Source organism: Micromonospora sp. NPDC048999, assembly GCF_040649295.1.
GTDB lineage: Bacteria > Actinomycetota > Actinomycetes > Mycobacteriales > Micromonosporaceae > Micromonospora.
This window is the reverse complement of record NZ_JBEZFI010000044.1, coordinates 17,166-36,478: the sequence shown is the minus strand read 5'-3', so window position 1 is coordinate 36,478 and position 19,313 is coordinate 17,166. Positions and strand designations below refer to the sequence as shown.

The 19,313-nt window shown below is 71.6% G+C and carries 20 protein-coding genes; 6 read left to right on the top strand and 14 right to left on the bottom strand.

What is annotated here, in order from left to right:
* Positions 1-17: 17 nt before the first annotated feature.
* From AB0C02_RS28645 to AB0C02_RS28630, 4 genes are all read right to left on the bottom strand, one after another.
* A complete protein-coding gene (locus AB0C02_RS28645; protein WP_357552154.1) occupies positions 18-512 on the bottom strand; it encodes a hypothetical protein in 495 nt (164 codons plus the stop codon).
* A gap of 26 nt (positions 513-538) precedes the next feature.
* Complete coding sequence (locus tag AB0C02_RS28640) at positions 539-1,183, bottom strand: hypothetical protein (protein ID WP_357552153.1); 645 nt, start codon at positions 1,181-1,183, stop codon at positions 539-541.
* A gap of 306 nt (positions 1,184-1,489) precedes the next feature.
* The gene (locus AB0C02_RS28635) at positions 1,490-1,681 is read right to left on the bottom strand and encodes a DUF397 domain-containing protein (RefSeq protein WP_357552151.1); all 192 of its coding nucleotides are present in this window, start codon (positions 1,679-1,681) and stop codon (positions 1,490-1,492) included.
* Positions 1,672-2,460, bottom strand: coding sequence for a helix-turn-helix transcriptional regulator (locus AB0C02_RS28630; RefSeq protein ID WP_357552150.1), 789 nt, complete (start codon positions 2,458-2,460; stop codon positions 1,672-1,674). The genes AB0C02_RS28635 and AB0C02_RS28630 overlap by 10 nt, the downstream gene beginning before the upstream one ends.
* A gap of 312 nt (positions 2,461-2,772) precedes the next feature.
* Here AB0C02_RS28630 and AB0C02_RS28625 point away from each other — a divergent pair, with 312 nt between their 5' ends.
* A complete protein-coding gene (locus AB0C02_RS28625) occupies positions 2,773-3,018 on the top strand; it encodes a flavin reductase (protein ID WP_357552149.1) in 246 nt (81 codons plus the stop codon).
* A gap of 29 nt (positions 3,019-3,047) precedes the next feature.
* Here AB0C02_RS28625 and AB0C02_RS28620 read toward each other — a convergent pair whose 3' ends face one another.
* Positions 3,048-3,947, bottom strand: a complete 900-nt coding sequence (locus AB0C02_RS28620; RefSeq protein ID WP_357552147.1) for a DUF6528 family protein — start codon at positions 3,945-3,947, stop codon at positions 3,048-3,050.
* Between the two features lie 261 nt (positions 3,948-4,208).
* Here AB0C02_RS28620 and AB0C02_RS28615 point away from each other — a divergent pair, with 261 nt between their 5' ends.
* Positions 4,209-5,840: a hypothetical protein gene (locus tag AB0C02_RS28615; protein WP_357552145.1), complete on the top strand. Its 1,632-nt coding sequence runs from the start codon at positions 4,209-4,211 to the stop codon at positions 5,838-5,840.
* A gap of 44 nt (positions 5,841-5,884) precedes the next feature.
* Here AB0C02_RS28615 and AB0C02_RS28610 read toward each other — a convergent pair whose 3' ends face one another.
* Entirely contained in the window at positions 5,885-6,817 is a 933-nt protein-coding gene (locus AB0C02_RS28610) for an ABC transporter ATP-binding protein (protein ID WP_357552143.1), read from the bottom strand.
* Between the two features lie 371 nt (positions 6,818-7,188).
* Between AB0C02_RS28610 and AB0C02_RS28605 the strand changes: the two genes are divergently transcribed.
* From AB0C02_RS28605 to AB0C02_RS28595, 3 genes are read left to right on the top strand one after another with little or no spacing between them, the layout of a single operon-like run.
* A complete protein-coding gene (locus tag AB0C02_RS28605; protein WP_357552140.1) occupies positions 7,189-9,537 on the top strand; it encodes a nitrate- and nitrite sensing domain-containing protein in 2,349 nt (782 codons plus the stop codon).
* Positions 9,534-9,926, top strand: coding sequence for a roadblock/LC7 domain-containing protein (locus AB0C02_RS28600; protein ID WP_357552139.1), 393 nt, complete (start codon positions 9,534-9,536; stop codon positions 9,924-9,926). Before AB0C02_RS28605 ends, AB0C02_RS28600 begins: the two co-directional genes overlap by 4 nt.
* Positions 9,923-10,891 (top strand): TAXI family TRAP transporter solute-binding subunit, encoded by a 969-nt coding sequence (locus tag AB0C02_RS28595; RefSeq protein ID WP_357552137.1) that lies wholly within the window; start codon positions 9,923-9,925, stop codon positions 10,889-10,891. The genes AB0C02_RS28600 and AB0C02_RS28595 overlap by 4 nt, the downstream gene beginning before the upstream one ends.
* Before the next feature lie 3 nt (positions 10,892-10,894).
* Here the strand turns inward: AB0C02_RS28595 and AB0C02_RS28590 are convergent, their stop codons facing one another.
* Positions 10,895-11,431, bottom strand: a complete 537-nt coding sequence (locus AB0C02_RS28590; RefSeq protein ID WP_357552136.1) for a hypothetical protein — start codon at positions 11,429-11,431, stop codon at positions 10,895-10,897.
* The gene (gene dnaG / locus AB0C02_RS28585; RefSeq protein ID WP_357552133.1) at positions 11,431-13,323 is read right to left on the bottom strand and encodes a DNA primase; all 1,893 of its coding nucleotides are present in this window, start codon (positions 13,321-13,323) and stop codon (positions 11,431-11,433) included. Before dnaG ends, AB0C02_RS28590 begins: the two co-directional genes overlap by 1 nt.
* A 114-nt stretch (positions 13,324-13,437) precedes the next feature.
* Between dnaG and AB0C02_RS28580 the strand changes: the two genes are divergently transcribed.
* Positions 13,438-14,631, top strand: a complete 1,194-nt coding sequence (locus AB0C02_RS28580) for a low temperature requirement protein A (RefSeq protein ID WP_357552131.1) — start codon at positions 13,438-13,440, stop codon at positions 14,629-14,631.
* A gap of 9 nt (positions 14,632-14,640) precedes the next feature.
* Here AB0C02_RS28580 and AB0C02_RS28575 read toward each other — a convergent pair whose 3' ends face one another.
* The 6 genes from AB0C02_RS28575 to AB0C02_RS28550 form a co-directional block, all read right to left on the bottom strand.
* Positions 14,641-14,889, bottom strand: a complete 249-nt coding sequence (locus AB0C02_RS28575; protein ID WP_357552129.1) for a helix-turn-helix transcriptional regulator — start codon at positions 14,887-14,889, stop codon at positions 14,641-14,643.
* 10 nt (positions 14,890-14,899) lie between these two features.
* Positions 14,900-15,751 (bottom strand): ABC transporter permease, encoded by an 852-nt coding sequence (locus AB0C02_RS28570; RefSeq protein ID WP_357552127.1) that lies wholly within the window; start codon positions 15,749-15,751, stop codon positions 14,900-14,902.
* The gene (locus tag AB0C02_RS28565; protein ID WP_357552171.1) at positions 15,748-16,638 is read right to left on the bottom strand and encodes an ABC transporter ATP-binding protein; all 891 of its coding nucleotides are present in this window, start codon (positions 16,636-16,638) and stop codon (positions 15,748-15,750) included. The genes AB0C02_RS28570 and AB0C02_RS28565 overlap by 4 nt, the downstream gene beginning before the upstream one ends.
* Positions 16,639-16,768: 130 nt before the next feature.
* Positions 16,769-17,611, bottom strand: coding sequence for a siderophore-interacting protein (locus AB0C02_RS28560; protein WP_357552126.1), 843 nt, complete (start codon positions 17,609-17,611; stop codon positions 16,769-16,771).
* A 44-nt stretch (positions 17,612-17,655) separates the two neighbouring features.
* Positions 17,656-18,900, bottom strand: coding sequence for a deoxyguanosinetriphosphate triphosphohydrolase (locus tag AB0C02_RS28555; protein WP_357552125.1), 1,245 nt, complete (start codon positions 18,898-18,900; stop codon positions 17,656-17,658).
* 3 nt (positions 18,901-18,903) lie between these two features.
* The gene (locus AB0C02_RS28550) at positions 18,904-19,254 is read right to left on the bottom strand and encodes a VOC family protein (RefSeq protein ID WP_357552169.1); all 351 of its coding nucleotides are present in this window, start codon (positions 19,252-19,254) and stop codon (positions 18,904-18,906) included.
* Between the last annotated feature and the right edge of the window lie 59 nt (positions 19,255-19,313).

Here is a 19,313-nt window from a genome sequence, read left to right as displayed (position 1 = left end):
GGCGAGGCTGGGCGTGATCAGCGACCCACTGCGGCCTCGGAATTCTCTGGCATTCTGTACGGCCCGCTCCAGTGACGAATGCTGGCCGCCAACGCGAGTGCGGTGGCGGCCAGCACGTCGGCCCAGACAAGCTTGAGTTGACCGTCAAAGGCGGCGGTGTATCCCGCGACCCAAGTCACAGGGACGTAGACATAGACAGCTGCCGATGACGCCACCAGGGGGCAAGGGGCATCATCACGCCACTGTGGCCTGGGCGGCTTCGGCCGACGGTTTTGACTCCGTTGATCCCACCACTCAAGCAGCAATAGGCCCGCCGCCGTCGACACCCACATCAGCGTGAAGCTGCTCAGGCTGAACTCGCGCCGCGTTGCCTCGCCACCGAGTACCAGGAGGTGCCCACTGCCGACCGCGACGACCAACCCGAACAGCAGACGCCGGCCGAGCCGCAACCAACGCCTCTTTACCAACGGCGTGTGGTGGCCCTCGTCGGTGCCACCCTCGGCGGAGACCATGAGTGAAGTCTATGGCGGCACACCGGTCAGCCGAAGTGCGGGCCTATCACCGTCTCGGCATCCGCCCGGCCGAGCCAGCGGTCAACATGCAGGTGCTCCCCGCACCAACTGACGAGGGTCCGGAGCTCCTCGCGGACCTCGTCCGCATCCGGGTAGACGCGTTCGTCGAGCCGCCACCGCTCCGGCTCCCCGGCATCGACCAGCGCCGCGCTCAGGTGCACCGACAACGCCCGCTTGCCGTCGCTACCGGCGGGATCGCCGACTCTGACGTACAGATAGCCGATCGCACCCCGGTCACTGCACACCTCGGCGACCCGGCCGTCGAACCGCAAGATTGGGTCCCACCCCGAAGGCGGTGCCTCCTGCGTTTCCCGCCACCGGCGGTAGGCGGCCATCCTCGCCTCGTCCGCGCGCCTCCTGCGCCGGAAGGCCATCAGCGACCCGGCCCACATCAGCAGCCCAAACACGCCGCTGGCCCACATCAGGTCGCGGTCCTCAAAGGACCCGATCGACATCACCGCGACCAGGATCGGGTAGCAGCCCAAGACGAGGAGTATCGCCCACGGAGTGTAGAAGCCGGCGAGCCCGTGCCGGCCCGCGAAGTCGAGGAACTGGGTAGGGATCTCCTCCTCGCCCTCCGGGCACCGCGCGCGCTGGTCCCGGATCCCCACAATCCTCCGCCCCCTACGACGGCCCACCGCTACCGACGTGCGGCGAGCCAGATTGACACGTTCGCGAGCCAGCTAAAGACGATCTCCAAACGCACTCGGCCAAGCCAGTAGCGCACGTGGGCAAAGCGCTGGCTGGGTGATGCCTTCAGTTGCTCCAGGGCAGCTATTTTCGACCGATATCGCTCGGCAAGAATCATGGACGGGTCAGCCAACGGTGCCATGCCGGACTCCACGGGGATGGTCAGGGCGGCGACAGCGCCCGTGTCCAACTGGGATCCGGAGTAGGCGCTGTCGTGCCGGTAGCCGCTACGGCCGCTCGGTGACACGTCCGAGGAACGCGCGCCAGGCGTCGGGGCCGAAGGCCAACACCGGACCGCTCGGGTCCTTGGAATCGCGTACGGCGACCACACCGGGCAGGTTGTCGGCCACCTCCACGCAGTTGCCGCCCTGGCCACTGCTGCGGGTGCTCTTGCGCCACCGGGCGCCGCTCAGGTCCATGTCTCCGCCACTTCCGCTATCAACTCGAGGGACTGCTGCTGCGATAGTGCCTCACCACGGATCGACTCCCAAACCTCGACCATCTCCTGCACGAAGTCGGCTCGGTCGATCACCTGCCCGTGACGCTGCCCCTCCAGATAGACGACGTCCTCCCTGGACGGCAAGGTGGCGATCACAAACGGCCCGGCGAGCCCAGGGTACGCGCCGGCCGACATCGGCACGACGTGGATACGCACCCGCGGCAGGGTTGAGCCAAGCTTCACCAGGTGCCGCAATTGCTCACGCATCACCTCCGGCCCGCCGATGCGGCGGCGCAGCACGTACTCGTCGATCACCATGCTGAGCAGCGGCGACCGGTCTCGGGTGAGCACACCCTGCCGATCCAGCCGAGTTGTCACATGCCGCTCGACCTCGTCCGCTGCGAACAGTCCACCGCCGGCGTGGATGGCACCCGCATACCCCTCGGTCTGCAAAAGACCGGGCACGCAAAGCGGCTCGAACGTACGCAGTGCGGTTGCTTCCTGTTCGATGCCGGCCCAGTCGCGGAACCAGGGGACCACGGTCTCCCGGCTGATCCGCCGCTGGATGCGCTCGAACCGGCCGTCCGTGCCGAACACGACGTCACTGCGGCGCGCGAAATCGAGGCTCGGGCGGCGTTCACACTTCTCCACCTTGGCGACCAGTGCGGCCGAGTAGCTCAACGCCTCGGCCAGCGCGGTCTGGGACATGCCGCTGGCGGCTCGGGCGAGCCGTAGCTCCTCGGCGAAGTGCTCCAGCATGGACGAGCCTTCCACGGACACCCTCCGTACATCCTCGTACCGCTTGGGGTCGGGCAGCCGGACTCGCTGGTCGTCGGCGCGCGAGATTTCCCACCGTAGTCGCGCGCTCACCAGACTGTCATGCAGCGGGACCGCTCACGGGATCGGACGGCGGGCGGAACCAAGCCGGAGGCGTCCTGCGACAACTGCGTCCAGGACGCCTCCATCCATCCTCGACGGAGGCACCGACATGCGATTCAGGTTCTGGCGCTGCGCGCGCCCGGCACCACCCGCCCCGCTCCCCCGCCGCCGGGCCGGGGAGGGGCCGCGCTGATGCCCCGCTATCGCCCGCATGTCGCCGCGCGCCCGTCGTGGCGCTGCCGCGTGTGCGGCGCCGCGTGGCCGTGTTCGCCGGCCCGGCTGGCGCTGCTCGGCGAGTATCGCGAGAACCGGATCGGCCTGTTGATCTACCTCGGCACGCTCATGCAGGAGGCCCGGGCCGACCTGGCCGGTGTCACCGGCCAGGTCGCGCCCGAAGGCATGGCCGAACGTTTCCTGAGCTGGGCGAGGGCTCGTTGACCAGCAGGGACGATCGGCTCAGGTTGGGACTACCGGTAGTTCCAGACCACCGGTCGTGCCTTGTAGATGGCCGCGCCGGTGTAGGTGCGACTGCCGGCGGACGAGCCGTTCAGCTTGTAGAGCGACACCTTGTTGGTGCCCCAGGTGCCGTCCGAGTTCGCCTTCGTCACCTTGGCGGTGATGACCAGGCCGCCGGAGATGTTGCCGATGCTCTTGATCTGCGAGTTGTCGATGGAGCCGCTGGCCTTGCTGAACGTCCCGCGGTTGAGGTTGTAGGTGTAGACGTGGCTACCGGTGCTGAGCCACAGCTGCGCCGACTGGCCGTAGACCGGCGAGAGGTCATGGCCGCCGCCGGAGGGCGTCTTGGCGCAGACCTTGCCGCTCAGCGTGGGAGCGGTGGCCGTGCCGCCGACCTTGAAGCTGCACAGCTGGTTGCCACCAAGCGCCCACAGTCGCTTCGTGCCCGGTTCCCAGAGCACGGCGTGCGCGTCCGCGAACGAGTACGTGCGACCGCTGGTCTTGCCCTTGCCGTACGCCGTGAGCTTGCCGGCCGAGGAGGCGACCACGACCGCACCGTTGGGCAGCAGTTCGATCGCGTGCGGGTTTCCGCCGGGGCTCGCCGACCACGTGGTCTTCTTCGTCGAGTAGTCGATGATCCCGGCCGCGCCACCGGAGGCGACGGCCAGGACGACCTTACGACCGCCGTACGTCCGGAACTTGACATCCGACAGGTTCGACCAGGCGGCAGTCTTCGGCTTGTTCCAGGCCCAGACCCCGTTGCCCTTCCAGGTGGTGGAGTCGAGGTTGAAGATCTTCACGCCGCTTCGCTGGTCCACGATGGCAGCCTGCCCGGCCGCCGCCTGAGCCGGCGCTGCCCCGGCGACCGCGCCGCCGACGCCAACCGCGCACGACAGCGCCGCGAGGCTCACCTTCCGTAGCCGACTACGCCAATTCCCCGTGATTTTCATTGGTGTCGTAGGTCCTCCTATACCCAAGAATCGCCTCATCGGGCGATTCACGCTAAATCCGCCCGGACCGCAGTTCGAGAGACTTCTGCCCGGAACGGCCGGGCACACTCTACGACCTACATGTCGGGCATGTCTGTCCCGACAAGGCAGACGAAAAGTCAATGCCACCGCGGAATCGGGTGGCCTACGATCTTGGCACCGCGGATCAGGAGGTCAGGCAGCATGACGCATTCCACCGAGCACGACACCGTTCAAATCAGGGGGAGGTACGTCAATCTCGACGGGACGCCCGCCCAGGGGAGCGTCACCTTTACGGGCAACGTTGCCGCGATCGCGACTGCGTCTCAAAGCATGGTCATTCCGGGCACGATAACCGCAGACCTGGACGCGGACGGCGCCTTCACAGTTTCCCTCCTGGCGACCGACGACCCGGATCTCCGACCGAACGGATGGACCTACACGGTCAAGGAAAACTTCACCGGCGGCCGGACGTACGACATATCCGTCCCGATCTCCGCGAAGCGGACCGGAGTCGACCTTTGCGCGGTTGCCGCGACGGCCCTGGCTCCGCGCACGGCTGGCTCATCTGCCGGCATCCTGTCTCGCCGCGGCCTGTTCGCCGCTGCCAGCGCTGTCGGCGCCGGCATAGCGGCCGCACCGATGATCGGCTCGGCGGCGGCGTTCGCAGGGTCCGCTTCGCCGTCCGGTGGCATCGTCGACGACGGGCACTCAGAATCCCTTACGCTCCGCTCGTCCTTCGACGGCGGCGAGGACGACGGGGCGGCCGGCCACTTCGACAGCACCGGGCGCCTGAACCTGGAGAGCTACCAGCGGGCGGCGGTCATGTCGCACGGCGAGGTGCTGCGGATCTACTCGCGCCGTGCCGACAGTAAGCAGATGATCGCCTGGTACGGGCCGAGGTCGTATGACATGGCCACCCGCGCGCCGATCGGCCCGGACAAGCCGTGGTTCTGGATGGGCGCACACTACGAGGCCAACGACCATGGGTCGGTTCACGGCCATTGGTCGTGCGAGGTCCCGGACTCTACCGGCGCGCTGCAGACCCGGCTGGAGATGCCGATCTGGGACCCGACGACCGGGCAGTACGGTATGGACAAGACCGTCATCAAGACCAACCAGGCCGACCTCTGCGTGCGGACGTCCAACGGCCAGGAGCTGCGACTCGCCGCTCCGGCCGGGCAGGAGAAGCCGATCACGTTCTCCCACGACAGCAACGGCGGCACGCCGTTCAGGCGCTGGAAGATCCGTGCCACGAGCGAGGCTGAGACCGGGTCGAACGCCGGAACCAACTTCCAGCTCGTCCGGTACGACGACAGCGGCACTCTGGTCGACACCCCGCTCGCCGTCAACCGCTCGACTGGTCAAGTATCGGTCGGGGGCGCGTCTGGAACGGCCGCCGGCCTGTCGATCATTCGGAACGGCGGGGCGGCGTTGACCATAAGGCCGACCGCCGCGGGCGGCCAGGCTGCCCTCGTCACCGGAAACGACGAGACCACCAGGTCCTATCAAGGCCAGGTCAACGGAGACTCGCTGGTGCGCAGCGTCATCTACGTCGACGGAAAGATCGAGTGGGGATCCGGCTCAGCCGCCCGCGACACGAATCTCTACCGCTCGTCGGCGGGTGTGGTGAAGACGGACCATTCGCTGCACGTTTCGCAGAACCTGCGCCTCAACACCACGAGCCTCGGCGGAGGCTCCGGCGTCATCGCCATTGCCAACGCGACCACCGTTCCGTCCACGAACCCAACCGGCGGCGGTGTTCTCTTCGTCCAGAACGGCGCTCTCATGTATCGCGGATCCTCGGGAACGGTCACCAAGATCGCCCCCGCCTGAGCCGGGCTGACACCTACCTCACCGGCCTCGTCGCGCGGATTGGCTCAGTCCACCAGGGTGCGGCCGGTGAGGTGGAGGAAGACGTCCTCCAGGCTGCTACGCCGGACCAGGACGCTGGCCGGGACGAGACCGCGTGCGGTCACCTCGGCCAGCGTCGCGTCACCGTCGGCCACGTAGAGCAGGATCCGGTCGGGCAGCACCTCGAGCCGCTCCCCGAGCCCGCTCAGCTTGCCGGCGAACGCCTCCTGCGACTCGGCGGCGAAGCGCAACTCCACCACCTCACGGGTGGCGTGCCGCTCGATCAGCGTGCGCGGCGAGCCCTCGGCCACGATCCGGCCGCCGTCCATCACCACCAGCCGGTCGCAGAGTTGCTCTGCCTCGTCCATGTAGTGCGTGGTGAGCACCAGGGTGACCCCCTGCTGCTTCAGCCGGAACAGCCGCTCCCACACCAGGTGGCGGGCCTGCGGGTCGAGCCCGGTGGTGGGCTCGTCGAGCAACACGATCGCCGGGTTGTTGACCAACGCGCGGGCGATGGTGAGCCGGCGTTTCATGCCGCCTGAGAGCGGCTCCACCTTGCTCTCGGCCCGCTCGGTGAGCTGCACGAAGTCGAGCAGCTCGGCGGCCCGCTCGCGGGCCACCCGGCGCGGGATGCCGAAGTAGCGAGCGTAGGTGGTGAGGTTTTCCCGGACGGTGAGCTCCGGGTCGAGGCTGTCGAGTTGCGGGCAGACACCCAGCCGGGCCCGGATCGCCGGCCCGTCGCGGACCGGGTCCATGTCGAGGATTCGCAACTCGCCGCCGGAGGGCGGGGAGATGCAGCCGATCATCCGCATGGTGGAGGACTTGCCGGCGCCGTTCGGCCCGAGGAAGCCGAACGCCTCGCCGGGGCGTACCTCCACGTCGATGCCGTCGACGGCGGTGAAGTCGCCGAACCGCTTCACCAGCCCTCGTGCCTGGATGAGTGGTCGAGCAGTGGTCACCGCTGCACGGTAGCCGCCCGGTCCGACAACCTCGACCGGTTAACGCCGGCACCCCGCCCGGAAGGCCGATGGGCGTCAGCTACGCCGAGTCACGCCCGCAAGAGCCACGGCGCCAGGACTTTGCTCACCATTTTGGACAGATCACTCCCGGCGGCAAGGGAATACCGGAACCACAGAGCAATTCTGGGTCAGACATTTACGAAGGATGCCTTTAAGAAGGCCCATGCATGAGAGGTCGGCCGCTCAGCTCCGTCACGCAATGCAATCACGGTCGGCAATGTTCCCCCGGGTGCGCGATTCGCGTATCGTGCCTGCTCGTGTCGCCCGGCCGTCCGTCCAGGCCCGGCACCTGACCTCGACTGGGAGACCCCGTGCCGCTCCCCGACCCCGCCCGCGTACGCCGGCACAGCCGACCCGCGGACCGCACCGGCCAACTTCGGTCGGTGCGCACCCAACTGCTCGCGCCGATCCTGGTGGCGACGGTCGGTCTGGTCGTGCTCGGCGCCACCCAGACCAACGCTGCGCTCGCCGCCTCGACGGACGCCGACCGGGCTCGCGTGCTCGCCGGCACCGCCACCGCGACCGTACGGCTGGTGCACGAGCTGGAACGCGAACTCGGCGAGACGGCGGCGCTGCGGCAACGGGGCGGCATGGCCGGCCGGCCGCTGGTCGACGCCCAGCGGCGACGGGTGGACGCCGCCCTCGACCGCTACCGCTCGGCCAGCGGCAAGGCCCGGCGGGCCGCCCCGGACCTGGCCCGGGTGCTCGAAGACGCGGACGGCCGCCTCGGCCAGCTCGACCCGACCCGCCAGCTGGCGCTGGGCGGTGACAGCGCCGATTTGGCGTACGGGAGCCTGGTCGAGTCGCTGCTCGCCGTCGCCGACGCGCTCCCGGCGCAGCTGAGCGACACCGACCTGGCCAATGGGGCGCGGGCAGTGGCGGCCGTGGCCGCCCAGGAGCACCTGGCGTCCCTGGAACGCGACCTGTTGCGCGGGGTCTTCGTGCGGGGCGAGCTGGCCCGCGGTGAGCTGGCCCGACTCGGCCGGCTGCGCGGCGCCCGGGAACAGCGCCAAGCCGAGTTCCTCCGGGTCGCCACCGGCCCGGCGCACGCCGCCTGGTCCCGCTTGATCGACGGCGTCGACATCGGGGCGGCCCACCGGATGCAGGACGACGTGCTGAACACCGACGGCGGGCCGGAGGCGTTGAAGAGCGACGGCGATGCCTGGTACGTGGCGCAGAGCGGCACCATCCGCCGGTACAACCTGCTCGGCCGGGAGCTTTCCGAGGATCTCGACCGGGCCGCCGCCGCGCTGGCCGGCACCACCTGGGAACGGGCCCTGCTCACCGCCGGGGCGACCAGCACCGTCGCGCTCGCCTCGCTGGTCACCGCCGTGCTGCTGGCGGTGCGGACCAGCCGGCGGCTACGCCAGCTGCGGGTCGCCGCGCTCACGGTGGCCAACCGGGAGCTGCCGGAGCGGATCACCGCGATCGCCTCAGGCGAGCGGCGCCCGGACGACGGCACGCCGACCCAGTTGACCGGGGGTGTCCGGCGCGGCCGGGACGAGGTGACCCAGGTGGCCGAGGCGTTCGACACGGTCAACCGGGCCGCGCTGCGGCTCGCCGGCGAGCAGGCCGAGCTGCGGTTGGACGTGACCCGGATGGCCGAGGCGCTGGCCCGGCGGATCCGTACGCTGATCACCCGTCAACTGCGCCTGCTCGACGAGTTCGAACACGAGGAGACCGACCCGGAGGCGCTGGCCCGGTTCTTCGCGCTGGACCACCTCGCCGCCCGCCTGCGCCGCAACGGAGAGAACCTGCTGGTCCTCGCCGGCGGCGAGCCGGGCCGGGCGCACGAGGGCGCGCTGCTCCTTGACGACGTGGTCCGGGCGGCGGCCGCCGAGATCGAGGACTACCCCCGGGTGGAGATCGAGGTGCCGACCGCGGCGGTGCACGGCGCGGCGGCCGGCAACCTGGTGCACCTGCTGGCCGAGTTGCTGGAGAACGCCACCCTCAACTCGCCGCCGCACACCTTCGTGCTGGTGGACGGGCGGCGTACCGTCGACGGGGTCACCCTGCGGGTGCACGACCAGGGCATCGGAATCAGCGAGGGTCGGCTGGCCACCATCAACCAGCGGCTCGCCGCGCCGGCTCCGCTTTTCAGCGCCGCGGCCGGCAGCATGGGCCTGCACGTGGTGGCGCACCTGGCCGCCCGGCACGGGATCCGGGTGCAGCTGCACCGCACCCACACCGGCATGGTCGCCCAGATGGAGGTGCCCGAGTCCGCGTTGACCCGGGTCGAAGCGGTCACCCGACGCGCTGCGGTGACGCACTCCGCCCCGGCCGACCCGAGCCCGCCCTGGTTCCGGCCGCGAGCCACCGTCGCACTCGCCGGGGCGGTCGCCGATCCGGTGGCCGGGGCGGCCCCGACGACCGGCGCCGTCCGGGGCGTGGCCGCCGTACCGTCGCCCGGGATCACCCTGCTGGTACCCGACGTCACCCCGGCCCGGCCGTCCGACAACCTGCCGACCACCGGGACCGGGCTGCCCCGCCGGATCCGGGGCGGCCAGCTCTCCGTCACCACTACCACCACCGCCCCACCGCCCCGACCCGACCTGCTCGACCCCGAAGTGGTTCGGGCTCGCCTGTCCGCGCTCGCCGAGGGCGTGGCCAGCGCGATGCGCCGCAATCCGCACCCCACACCCACCGGGAGAACCCAATGACTTCATCCGTGACCGACGGACTCGACTGGCTGCTGGCGAACTTCGCCGAGCGGGTGCCGGACGTGTCGCACGCCCTCGCGGTGTCCGAGGACGGGCTGCGGCTGGCCGCTTCGCCGGACCTCGCGGCGGACCAGGTGGACCAGCTCTCCGCCGTGATCAGCGGGCTGGCGAGCCTGACCGTGGGCGCCGCCCGGCTGATGTCCGCCGGGCGGGTGCGGCAGCAGATCGTCGACATGGACGGCGGGGTGATGCTGGTGATGGCCGTCGGCGAGCGCGCGCTGCTCGGGGTGCTCGCCGCTCCCGGGTGCGACCTGGGCCAGATCGGCTTCGAGACGGCGACGCTCGTCCAGCGGGTGGCCGAGGCACTGGAACCGGCGGTCCGGGCGTGATCGGGCGCCCGCTGCGACTGGTGGCCGCGCTGCTGTCGGCCGCCCTGATCGCGGGCTGCGTCAAGGCGGACGCGCGGCCGCAGGCGTGGCACGGCGGGCGCATCTTCCTGGCCACCGGCAACACCACCGGTGTCTACTACCAACTCGGCGGCGGCTACGCCGACGTGATCAGCCGGCACCTGCCCGGCTACGAGGCACGGGCCGAGCCGACCGGCGCCTCGGTGGAGAACATCAACCGGGTGAGCAGCGGCGACATGGAGATCGCCTTCAGCCTGGCCGACACCGCGGCGGACGCGGTCACCGGACGCGGCGTGTTCGACGGGCAGCCGCAGCCGGTCCGCGCGCTGGCCCGGGTCTACCGCAACTACACGCACGTGATCGTCCGGGCCGACAGGAAGGTCGACACCTTCGCCAAGCTGCGCGGCAAGCGGATCTCCACCGGGTCACCGAAGTCCGGCACGGACATCGTCGCCGGGCGGCTGCTCGCCGCCGCCGGGATTGACCCGGACCGGGACATCCAGCGGGTCAACCTGTCGCTACCGGAGACGGTGCAACAGATGCGGGCGGGCAGCCTGGACGCCATGTTCTTCTCCGGCGGCCTGCCCACCCCGGGCATCAAGGATCTGCTGGCCGGCGCGCCGGGAATGTTCCGGCTGCTTCCCGTCGCCGACCTGGTCGAGCCGCTGACCGCCCGGTACGGCTCGGTCTACACCACCGCCACCCTGCCGACGGAGGTCTACGGCACGCCGGCGGCCATCCCGACCATCACCGTGGCGAACGTGATCCTGGTCCGGGCGGACATGCCGGACCAACTCGCGTACGACCTGACCCGGTTGCTCTTCACCTACCAGGGTGAGCTGATCTCGGTGCACCCGGAGGCGGCAAACTTCACCCGGGAAAGTGGGGCGGGCACCGACCCGATCCCGTTGCACCCGGGCGCGGCACGGTATTACCGCGGCAGCTGACGATCAGAGGTTCGCCGGGGTGGTGGTGCTCTGGGCGGCGACGACCAGCCTGCCGGTCTCGGCGGCCACCGCCTCGTCGTCGGCCGGCGTGCCCGGGTCGTAGCGGACCGTCCAGGTCAGCCCGTCCACTCCGGGCACCCGCCGGGCGGCGATCCGGCCGGCGCCGCCGGGCACCGGATGGTGCGCGGTGTACACAACCGAGCCGGTGACCCGGGTCCGCACCTGGTCCGGCAGGTCGCCCGGGTCGAGCAGCAGGTAGGTCTCGGCCGGACAGTCGGCGACGACCAGATAGCCGTCCCGCTCGGCGACCCGCTCGGCCGGGGTGACGGTGAGTTCGCGCCCGGACCAGACCGCCTTGAGGATGTCGTGCCAGCCGATCCGGTGCCCCCGGCCGGGCAGCCAGAGCCCGAGGTTGCTGGCGACCACCACGCCGTCGCCCTCGCCGTTGCCGGCGGCCGCCCAGGCGAGCACCCGTTCCTCGGCGGCCAGCGGCGGCCGGTCGGCGGGCGGCAGCTTCGGCTTACGGTTGAACAAGCCCATCAGAGTCCTCCGGCGGCCTGCTCGCGCAGCGCCCGCGCGTGCTGTTCCAGCGAGAGCAGTTCCCCGAAGAGGCCGAAATACTCGTCCTTGTGGCTCACCGGGTTGATCCGCTGGATCTTCGACTTGAGATCCTTGATCCGGCCGGTCACCGAGCCCCACTGCAGCTGGGCCAGGGTGACCGAGACGTAGCGGGGGTCGGGCTCGCCGTCGATGCGCAGCGGCTCGACGGCCAACTCCCCGACGAGCGCCTGGCCGGCCAGGTCGTCGCAGGCGTCCCGGACCTGCTCGATCCAGACCGCGCCACCGGTGGCCGCCGCCACGCCGCCGGCCGCGGCGATCGCCGCCCGGACCGTCACGTGCACCGGGTGCCGGTATGCGCCGGCCTCCACCGCGTCGAACATCGGGCCGGCCAGCACCGGCTCCTGGAGGGCGAGCTTCAGCGACTCCCGTTCGACCAGCGACTGCGGGCTGTCCACCGCCGGCGCGGCCGACCCGGTACGCGCCGGGGCGCTCGCCCCGCCGGCCGGCTGCCCGGACCCGGCGGCCAGCACCGCGCGCTGCACCGGCTCGATCTCCATGCCGAGGTCACCGGCGAGCTTGCGGACGTACTCGGGGCGCTTCTCCCGGTCTTTGATCTTGGCGACCAGCGGCGCGGCCCGGCGCATCGCCTCCACCCGGCCGTCGACGCTGTCCAGGTCGTACCGGTTGATCACGTGGCGGAGGGCGAAGTCGACCAGCGGCTCGCGACGGGCGACCAGGTCGCGCACGGCCAGGTCGCCCTTGGCCAGGCGCAGCTCGCACGGGTCCATGCTGTCGGGGCTGACCGCGATGAAGGTACGCCCGACGAAGCGCTGGTCGTCCTCGAAGGCGCGCAGCGCGGCCTTCTGCCCGGCGGCGTCCCCGTCGAAGGTAAAGATGATCTCGCCGGCTCGCTCGTCGCTGTCGAAGAGCACCCGCCGCAGGACCGAGATGTGGTCGGCGCCGAAGGCCGTGCCGCAGGTCGCCACGGCGGTGGTCACCCCGGCCAGGTGGCAGGCCATCACGTCGGTGTAGCCCTCGACCACGACCACCTTGCCCTGCTTGGCGATCTCCCGCTTGGCCTGGTCGATGCCGTAGAGGACGTGGGACTTCTTGTAGATCGGCGTCTCAGGGGTGTTCAGGTATTTCGGGCCGTCGTCGTCGTCGAACAGCTTGCGCGCGCCGAAGCCGATGACGTCGCCGGTGAGGTCGCGGATCGGCCAGAGCAGTCGGCGGCGGAACCGGTCGATCAGGGTGCCGGAGCGGGACGGCCGGGACAGCCCGGCGGTGACCAGCTCGTCGTGGGTGAAGCCCTGCTGGCGCAGGTGCTTGGTGAGCAGGTCCCAGGCGTCCGGGGCGAAGCCGCAGCCGTACCGCTCGGCGGCGGCCCGGTCGAAGCCGCGCTGCGCCAGGAACTCCCGGGCGAGCCGGGCGCCGGCCGTGGTGAGCTGGGCGCGGTAGAACTCCTCGGCTGCGGCGTGCGCGGCGACCAGCCGCTGCCGCTGCCCCTGCTGCGGCCGGGTCCGCGGGGTCGACCGGTCGTCCTCGACATAGCGCAGCTGGATGCCGGCGCGGGCGGCGAGCCGCTCGACGGACTCGACGAAGCTCAGGTGCTCGGCGTCCATCAGGAACTTGATCGCGTCGCCGCCGGCCCCGCAGCCGAAGCAGTACCAGACGTTGCGGGCGGGCGAGACGTTGAACGACGGGCTCTTCTCGTCGTGGAACGGGCACAGGCCCTTGAGGTTGCCGCCGCCGGCCGACTTGAGGGTCACCGTGTCGGAGATGACCTCGGCGATCGAGGTGCGCTCGCGGACCAGCGCGATGTCCTCGTCCCGGATCCGCCCCGCCATCTCCGCCACCTCCTCGGCGTACATCCTGCCCTGCCGGACCGGCGATCCGACGGTCGGGGGACGGCCGGTGTGGCGAATCCCGCGTGGGCTCGGCCGTTGCGCCTCGCGCGCCGCTCGGCGTCCGCGATCATGGAAGGCGTGCGACGGGTACGCGCCGACGGTGCGCGCTGGCCGGGACGGCTCGCCGCCCGGTTGATCCTCCGGCCCGCACGCCGCTCGCCGGACGAGGCCGGCCAGCGACACGCGACCTGGCTCGAGCTCTTCTTCGACCTGGTCTTCGTCCTGGCGATGGGCGCCGTGGTCGGCCGGCTCGATCATGTCCTCGTGCCCAGCCCTTTGGCGCTGCTGGCCGCCGGAGGGCTCTTCGTGGTGGTGCAGTTCGCCTGGGCGGGCCAGGTCTTCTACGACACCCGGTACGACCCGGACGACACCCAGCACCGGCTGCTGGTGCTGGTGGCGGTGGCCGGCGCCGGGGCGCTCACCCTGGGCGTGGCCGGGGCGCCGCACTCGGTCCTGCTGCCGGTCGGCTACCTCGTGGTCCGTGGCGTCCTGCTGCTGCTCTACCTCCGGGTCCGGCCGAGCAGCGCCGCGGCCCGCGAGGTGACGACCGTCTACCTCACCGGTTTCGGTGTGGGCTGGCTGATCTGGCTCGCCTCGCTGGCCGTGCCGGTGCCCGCCCGGCCGGCGGTCTGGGCGGTGGCGATGGCCGTCGAGCTGGCCACGCCCTGGCTGGGGCTGCGCCGGCTCAGCCGGTCCCCGGTCGACGTGGTGCACCTCCCCGAGCGGATGGGCCAGTTCTCCATCATCGTGCTCGGCAGCGCGCTGGCGAACGTGCTCGCCGCCGTCCCGATCCACCCCGGGCTGCGGCTGGCCGCCGCCGCGGCGGCCGGGTTCGCCATACCCGCGTCCGTGTGGTGGGTCTACACCACCTTCGTCAACACCGGACTGGCGCTGACCCGGTTGCGCGGCGGGCAGTGGTACGCCTACCTGCACCTCCCGTTGAGCACCGCGCTGCTGGTGCTCGGCTGGTCGCTCGGGGAGGTGGTCCGGCAGATCGGCGTGGACGCGCCGACGATCCCGCTGGGGCTGCGGCTGATCCTGGCCGGCTCGCTGGTGGCGTGGATGCTCTGCGGCCTCGGCCTGAACTGGTTGTCGGCGCAGTCTCCGGGCACCCGCCGGGTCGCCCTGAGCTGCGGCGGGATCGGGGCGGTCACCGCGATCGCCGTGGCGGTGCCCCGCCCGTTCCCCATGCTGCTGCTGGTCGCCGCGGCGCTCGGCGGTTACGCGGTGCTGCTCACCCGGCACCTCACCGGCATGGCGAAGACGTCGTGACCGGGCCGGTCAGGCTGACCGTCCCGCCCCCGCGCCCTCCCCGATTCGCGGGAACGGCTCGATCGAGAAGACCACCTCGACCGGCACCTCGAAGTACGCGGCGATCCGCAGCGCCAGGTGCAGGCTGGGCCGGAACTCGCCCCGCTCGAGGTAGCCGACCGTCTGGTAGTGCACGCCCAGCGCGTCGGCCAGCTGCCGGCGGGAGATGCCCCGCTCGGCGCGCAGCACCGCGATCCGGTTGTGCACGGTCTCACTCATCGACGTCCTCTCACCCGACCCGCCGCATGGCCCGCTCCCGGCGCGCGGCCACCCGCGAACCGGACTCGCGACGGGCCATCCGGCGCAGCACGGCCGGGGCGACCAGCAACCCGGCCGCCGCCCAGAAGCCCAGCACGGCGAAAGTCTCCAGGTGCCGCCAGGAGCCGCCCAGCTCGACCGCGGCCAGCGCCTGCGGCAGCAGCGCCGAACGCATCCCCAAGCCTAACCAGTAGATCGGGAAGGCCTGGGCGACGGCCTGGAGCCACCCCGGGAAGCCGTTGATCGGATAGAAGATGCCGGAGAGCGCGATGAGGCCGAACATCGGCATCACCACGAGGCCCATGTTGCGGGGATTCTCGATCAGCGAGCCGATCACCGCGCCCAGCGGCAGCGTCGCCACCAGCCCGAGCGGCACCACCCAGGCCAGCGTGAGCCAGGCGCCGCCGTCGGTGATACGCAGGTCGTCCAGGAAGAACAGCCCCGGGGTGAGCTGGAGGACCAGCCCGATCAGCGACACCGTCGAGAGCAGGACGATCTTCCCGATCAGGTAGCCGAGCATCCCGTTCGGCGTCGCCTTGGCGCGCAGCAGGGTGCCGTCCTCCCGGTCGACGATGAGCTGCTGGGACAGGCCGAGCAGGCCGCCGAAGGCCAGGCCCATGCCGAGCGCGCTGGGCAGCGTACGCGCGCCGAGGGAGAAGGAGGTGCCGGGCACGGTGGCGCCGCGCATGAAGAAGATCGTGACCAGCAGGATGACCGTCGGGAAGAAGTAGTTCCACAGGTCCTGGACGTTGCTGAAGGTGTTACGCAGCTCGATCACACCGCGCCGGATGCCGGCCCGGACGGCCGCCATGGTCGGGTTCATCGGACGCTCCCCTGCTGCCACACCCGGTCGGCGGCGCCGGTCCGGATACCGGATTCCTCTTCGTAGACCAGCGCCATGTACGCGTCCTCCAGGCTGGCCCGGCGAACTTCCAGCTCCCGCACCTCGTCGCCGTACTGCTGGAGCAGGTCCCGGACGAAGGCGGTGGCGTCGGCCGCGGCGTGCACGCAGCGCTCCCCGTCCCGGGTCCAGCGGATCTCCGCGTCCCCGGTAACTCGGCGGGCCAGCTCGTCGGCCGAACCGTCGGCGATGATCCGGCCACCGGCCAGGATGAGGATCCGGTCGGCGAGCTTCTCCGCCTCGTCCAGGTCGTGCGTGGTGAGCAGGATGGTGGTCTCGTCCAGGTCGGCGAGCCGGTGCACCAGCTCGTGGAACTCGCGCCGGGCGGCCGGGTCGAACCCGACCGTCGGCTCGTCCAGGAAAAGCAGCTCCGGGCGGCCCACGATGCCGACCGCCACGTCGAGCCGGCGGCGCTGGCCACCGGAGAGCTGGTGCACCCGCTTGCCCGCGTGCGGGGCGAGACCCACGGTGTCCAACAGCTCGTCGACCGGCCAGGGCCGGCGGATCCGGTCGGTGGAGTACGGGGCGTAGAAGTCGCCGAGGTGGGCCACCACGTCCCGCACCCGCCACTTGCCGTGGTCCCGCCAGGACTGGAGCACCACCCCCATCCGGGCACGCCAGCGCTCGCCACCCCGACCGGGGTCGACGCCGAGGACCCGGACGTCGCCCGCCGAGCGCATCCGGAAGCCCTCCAGGATCTCGATGGTGGTGGTCTTGCCGGCGCCGTTGGGCCCGAGCAGGGCGAGCACCTCGCCGCGCCGTGCGGTGAAGTCGACCCCGTGCAGCACGTCGACGGTGCCGTAGCGCATGCGCAGGTCACGTACGTCGAGGACCAGGTCCTCGTCGGGTGGTTGGGGAGCCTCGGCGGCTCCCGCCAGTTCGACCGCAGTCATACCGCGAAATGTAGCACCTCTGCTACACGTCGAGGTAGATACTGGATCAGGCGGGTGTGTCGTGCGGGAGGGACTCCTCGGCCTCGATCTGGGCGTTCCAGGCGCGCTTGGTGGAGCGCCAGCCCTCGTCGTCGAAGCCGCGCCGCCAGTAGCCGGAGATGGAGAGCGCCGCCGCGGGCACCTCGCGCTCGACCCGCAGCAGCCGGCGCAGCTCCTTGACCGCGGCGGCCTCGCCGTGCACGAAGGCGTGCACCCGGCCGGGTGGGAAGTCCAGTGCCCGGACCGCCGCGACCAGTGCCTCGCCCACCGGCCGGCCGGCGCGGTGCAGCCAGGTCAGCTCGACCGCCCCCGGGCTGGTCAGCGGCAGCTCGTCGGCCGGGCCGTCGACCTCGACGAAGACCTTCGCCCGCGCGCCGGCCGGCAGCCGCTCGCACGCGGCGGCGATCGCCGGCAGCGCGCTCTCGTCGCCGGCCAGCAGGTGCCAGTCGGCCGTCGGGTCCGGCGCGTACGCCCCGCCGGGGCCGGTGAAGAACACCCGGTCGCCCGGGCGCAGCGCGGCCGCCCACGGCCCGGCCAGCCCCTCGTCGCCGTGGTGCACCACGTCGATCGTCAGCTCACCCGCCGCCGCGTCCCAGGCCCGCACCGTGTACGCCCGCAGCCGTGGCCACTGCTCGGCCGGGAACTCCCGCTTGATGGCGGCCAGGTCGGTGGGGTGCGGATACGCCACCCCGGCCGGCGGGAAGAGCAGCTTCACGTAGTGGTCGGTGCACGCGCCCACCGGCAGGCCGGCGAGCTCCTCGCCGCCGAGCACCAGCCGGATCAGGTGCGGGGTGGGCCGCTCGGTCCGTACGACCGTGGCGGCGGTGACTGTCTTCGGGCGCTCCGTCATACGACTTAGGCTAACCTAAGCCGCCCGCACCTCGGGCGACCTGGTCAGGCGGCGCGGACCAGGCGGACGTGCCAGGCCAGCGCAACCGGATCGGTGAGCGAGGCCACCTGATCGATCACCACCCGCAGCCGGGCGGCGTCGTCCGGTGCGTCCCGCCACAGCGGCGCGAAGACCGGGTCGAGCGCGTCCGGCGCCCGGTCGAGCAGGGCGGCGACCAGGTCGGCGAGGATCTCCTGCTGCTGGGCGTACCGGGTGGCCGCGCCGGGACGGCGCATGACGTAGCGCAGCGCGATGCCCTTGAGCAGCGCGCACTGCGCCCGGATCCGGCGGGGCACCACCAGGTCGGCGGCGTAGCGGCGGTGCGGGCCGGGGCCGTGGCGCTGCTGGGTGGCGGCCACCACGCTGGCGACGAACCGGCCGGTGAGCACGCTGGTGGTCGCCTTCAGCGCGGCGAGGGCCCGGTGACTGCCGTCGTACGCGGCGAGCGGGGCGAGCACCGGCTCGGCGAGCAGTTCGACCAGCACCTCGTGCAGCTTCTCGGGGGCCTCCCCGGAGTACGCCGCCGCCACGTCGGCGCAGAGCGCCCGCCGTTCGTCGGCGTCGGCCAGCAGCGGACGCAGGCTGACGTACCCGCCGTGGATGCCGTCCTCGACGTCGTGCACCGAGTACGCCACGTCGTCGGCCCAGTCCATCACCTGCGCCTCTAGGCAGCGCCGCCCGCCGGGCGGGGAGCCGGCGCGCAGCCAGTCGAAGACCGGGCGGTCGTCGGCGTACACCCCGAACTTGCGCTGGCCGGGACGGCGCGCCCAGGGGTACTTGCCGACCGCGTCGAGCGCGGCCCGGGTCAGGTTGAGCCCGGCCGAGCGGCCGTCCGGGGCGAGCACCTTGGCCTCCAGCCGGGTGAGCACCCGCAGCGTCTGGGCGTTGCCCTCGAAGCCGCCGCAGTCGGCGGCGAGGGTGTCCAGGGCGTACTCGCCGTTGTGCCCGAAGGGCGGGTGGCCGAGATCGTGCGCCAGCCCGGCGGTGTCCACCACGTCCGGGTCGCAGCCGAGCCGGGCGCCCATCTCCCGGGCGATCTGCGCCACCTCCAGCGAGTGGGTCAGCCGGGTACGCAGGAAGTCGTCCGTGCCCGCGGTGTGCACCTGGGTCTTGGCGGCGAGCCGGCGAAACGCCGCCGAGTGCAGCACCCGCGCCCGGTCCCGCTCGTACGGCGACCGCCCGTACCCGGTGTCCTTGGGTGCCTCGACGACCAGCCGGGCCGCGTCGTCAGGGCCGGGACCTGCGGTCAACCGTCAACCCCGCGATCGCAGTACGCGGAACTCGTTGCCCTCCGGGTCCGCCAGCACCGTCCAGCCGACGTCACCCTGATCGGTGTCGACGTGCCGCGCGCCCATGTCGACCAGGCGTTCCACCTCGGCCTCCTGGTCTGCCGGGCGCAGGTCGAGGTGCAGCCGGTTCCTGCCCCGCTTGGGCTCGGTGACCGGGACGAAGACGATGCCGGGCAGCACGCCGGGCGAGCGGCGGATCTCCACCTCGTCCGGCTTGTCGCTGACCACCTGGTATCCAAGCGCCTCGGCCCACCACCGGGCGAGCCGCGACGGATCATCGGCGCCGATGGTCAGGTTCTCCCAGACGCTGGTCATACGCCCACCCTCCCTGATCACCACGCCCAACCGAGCCCAGATTACGCCCGCCCCCGCCC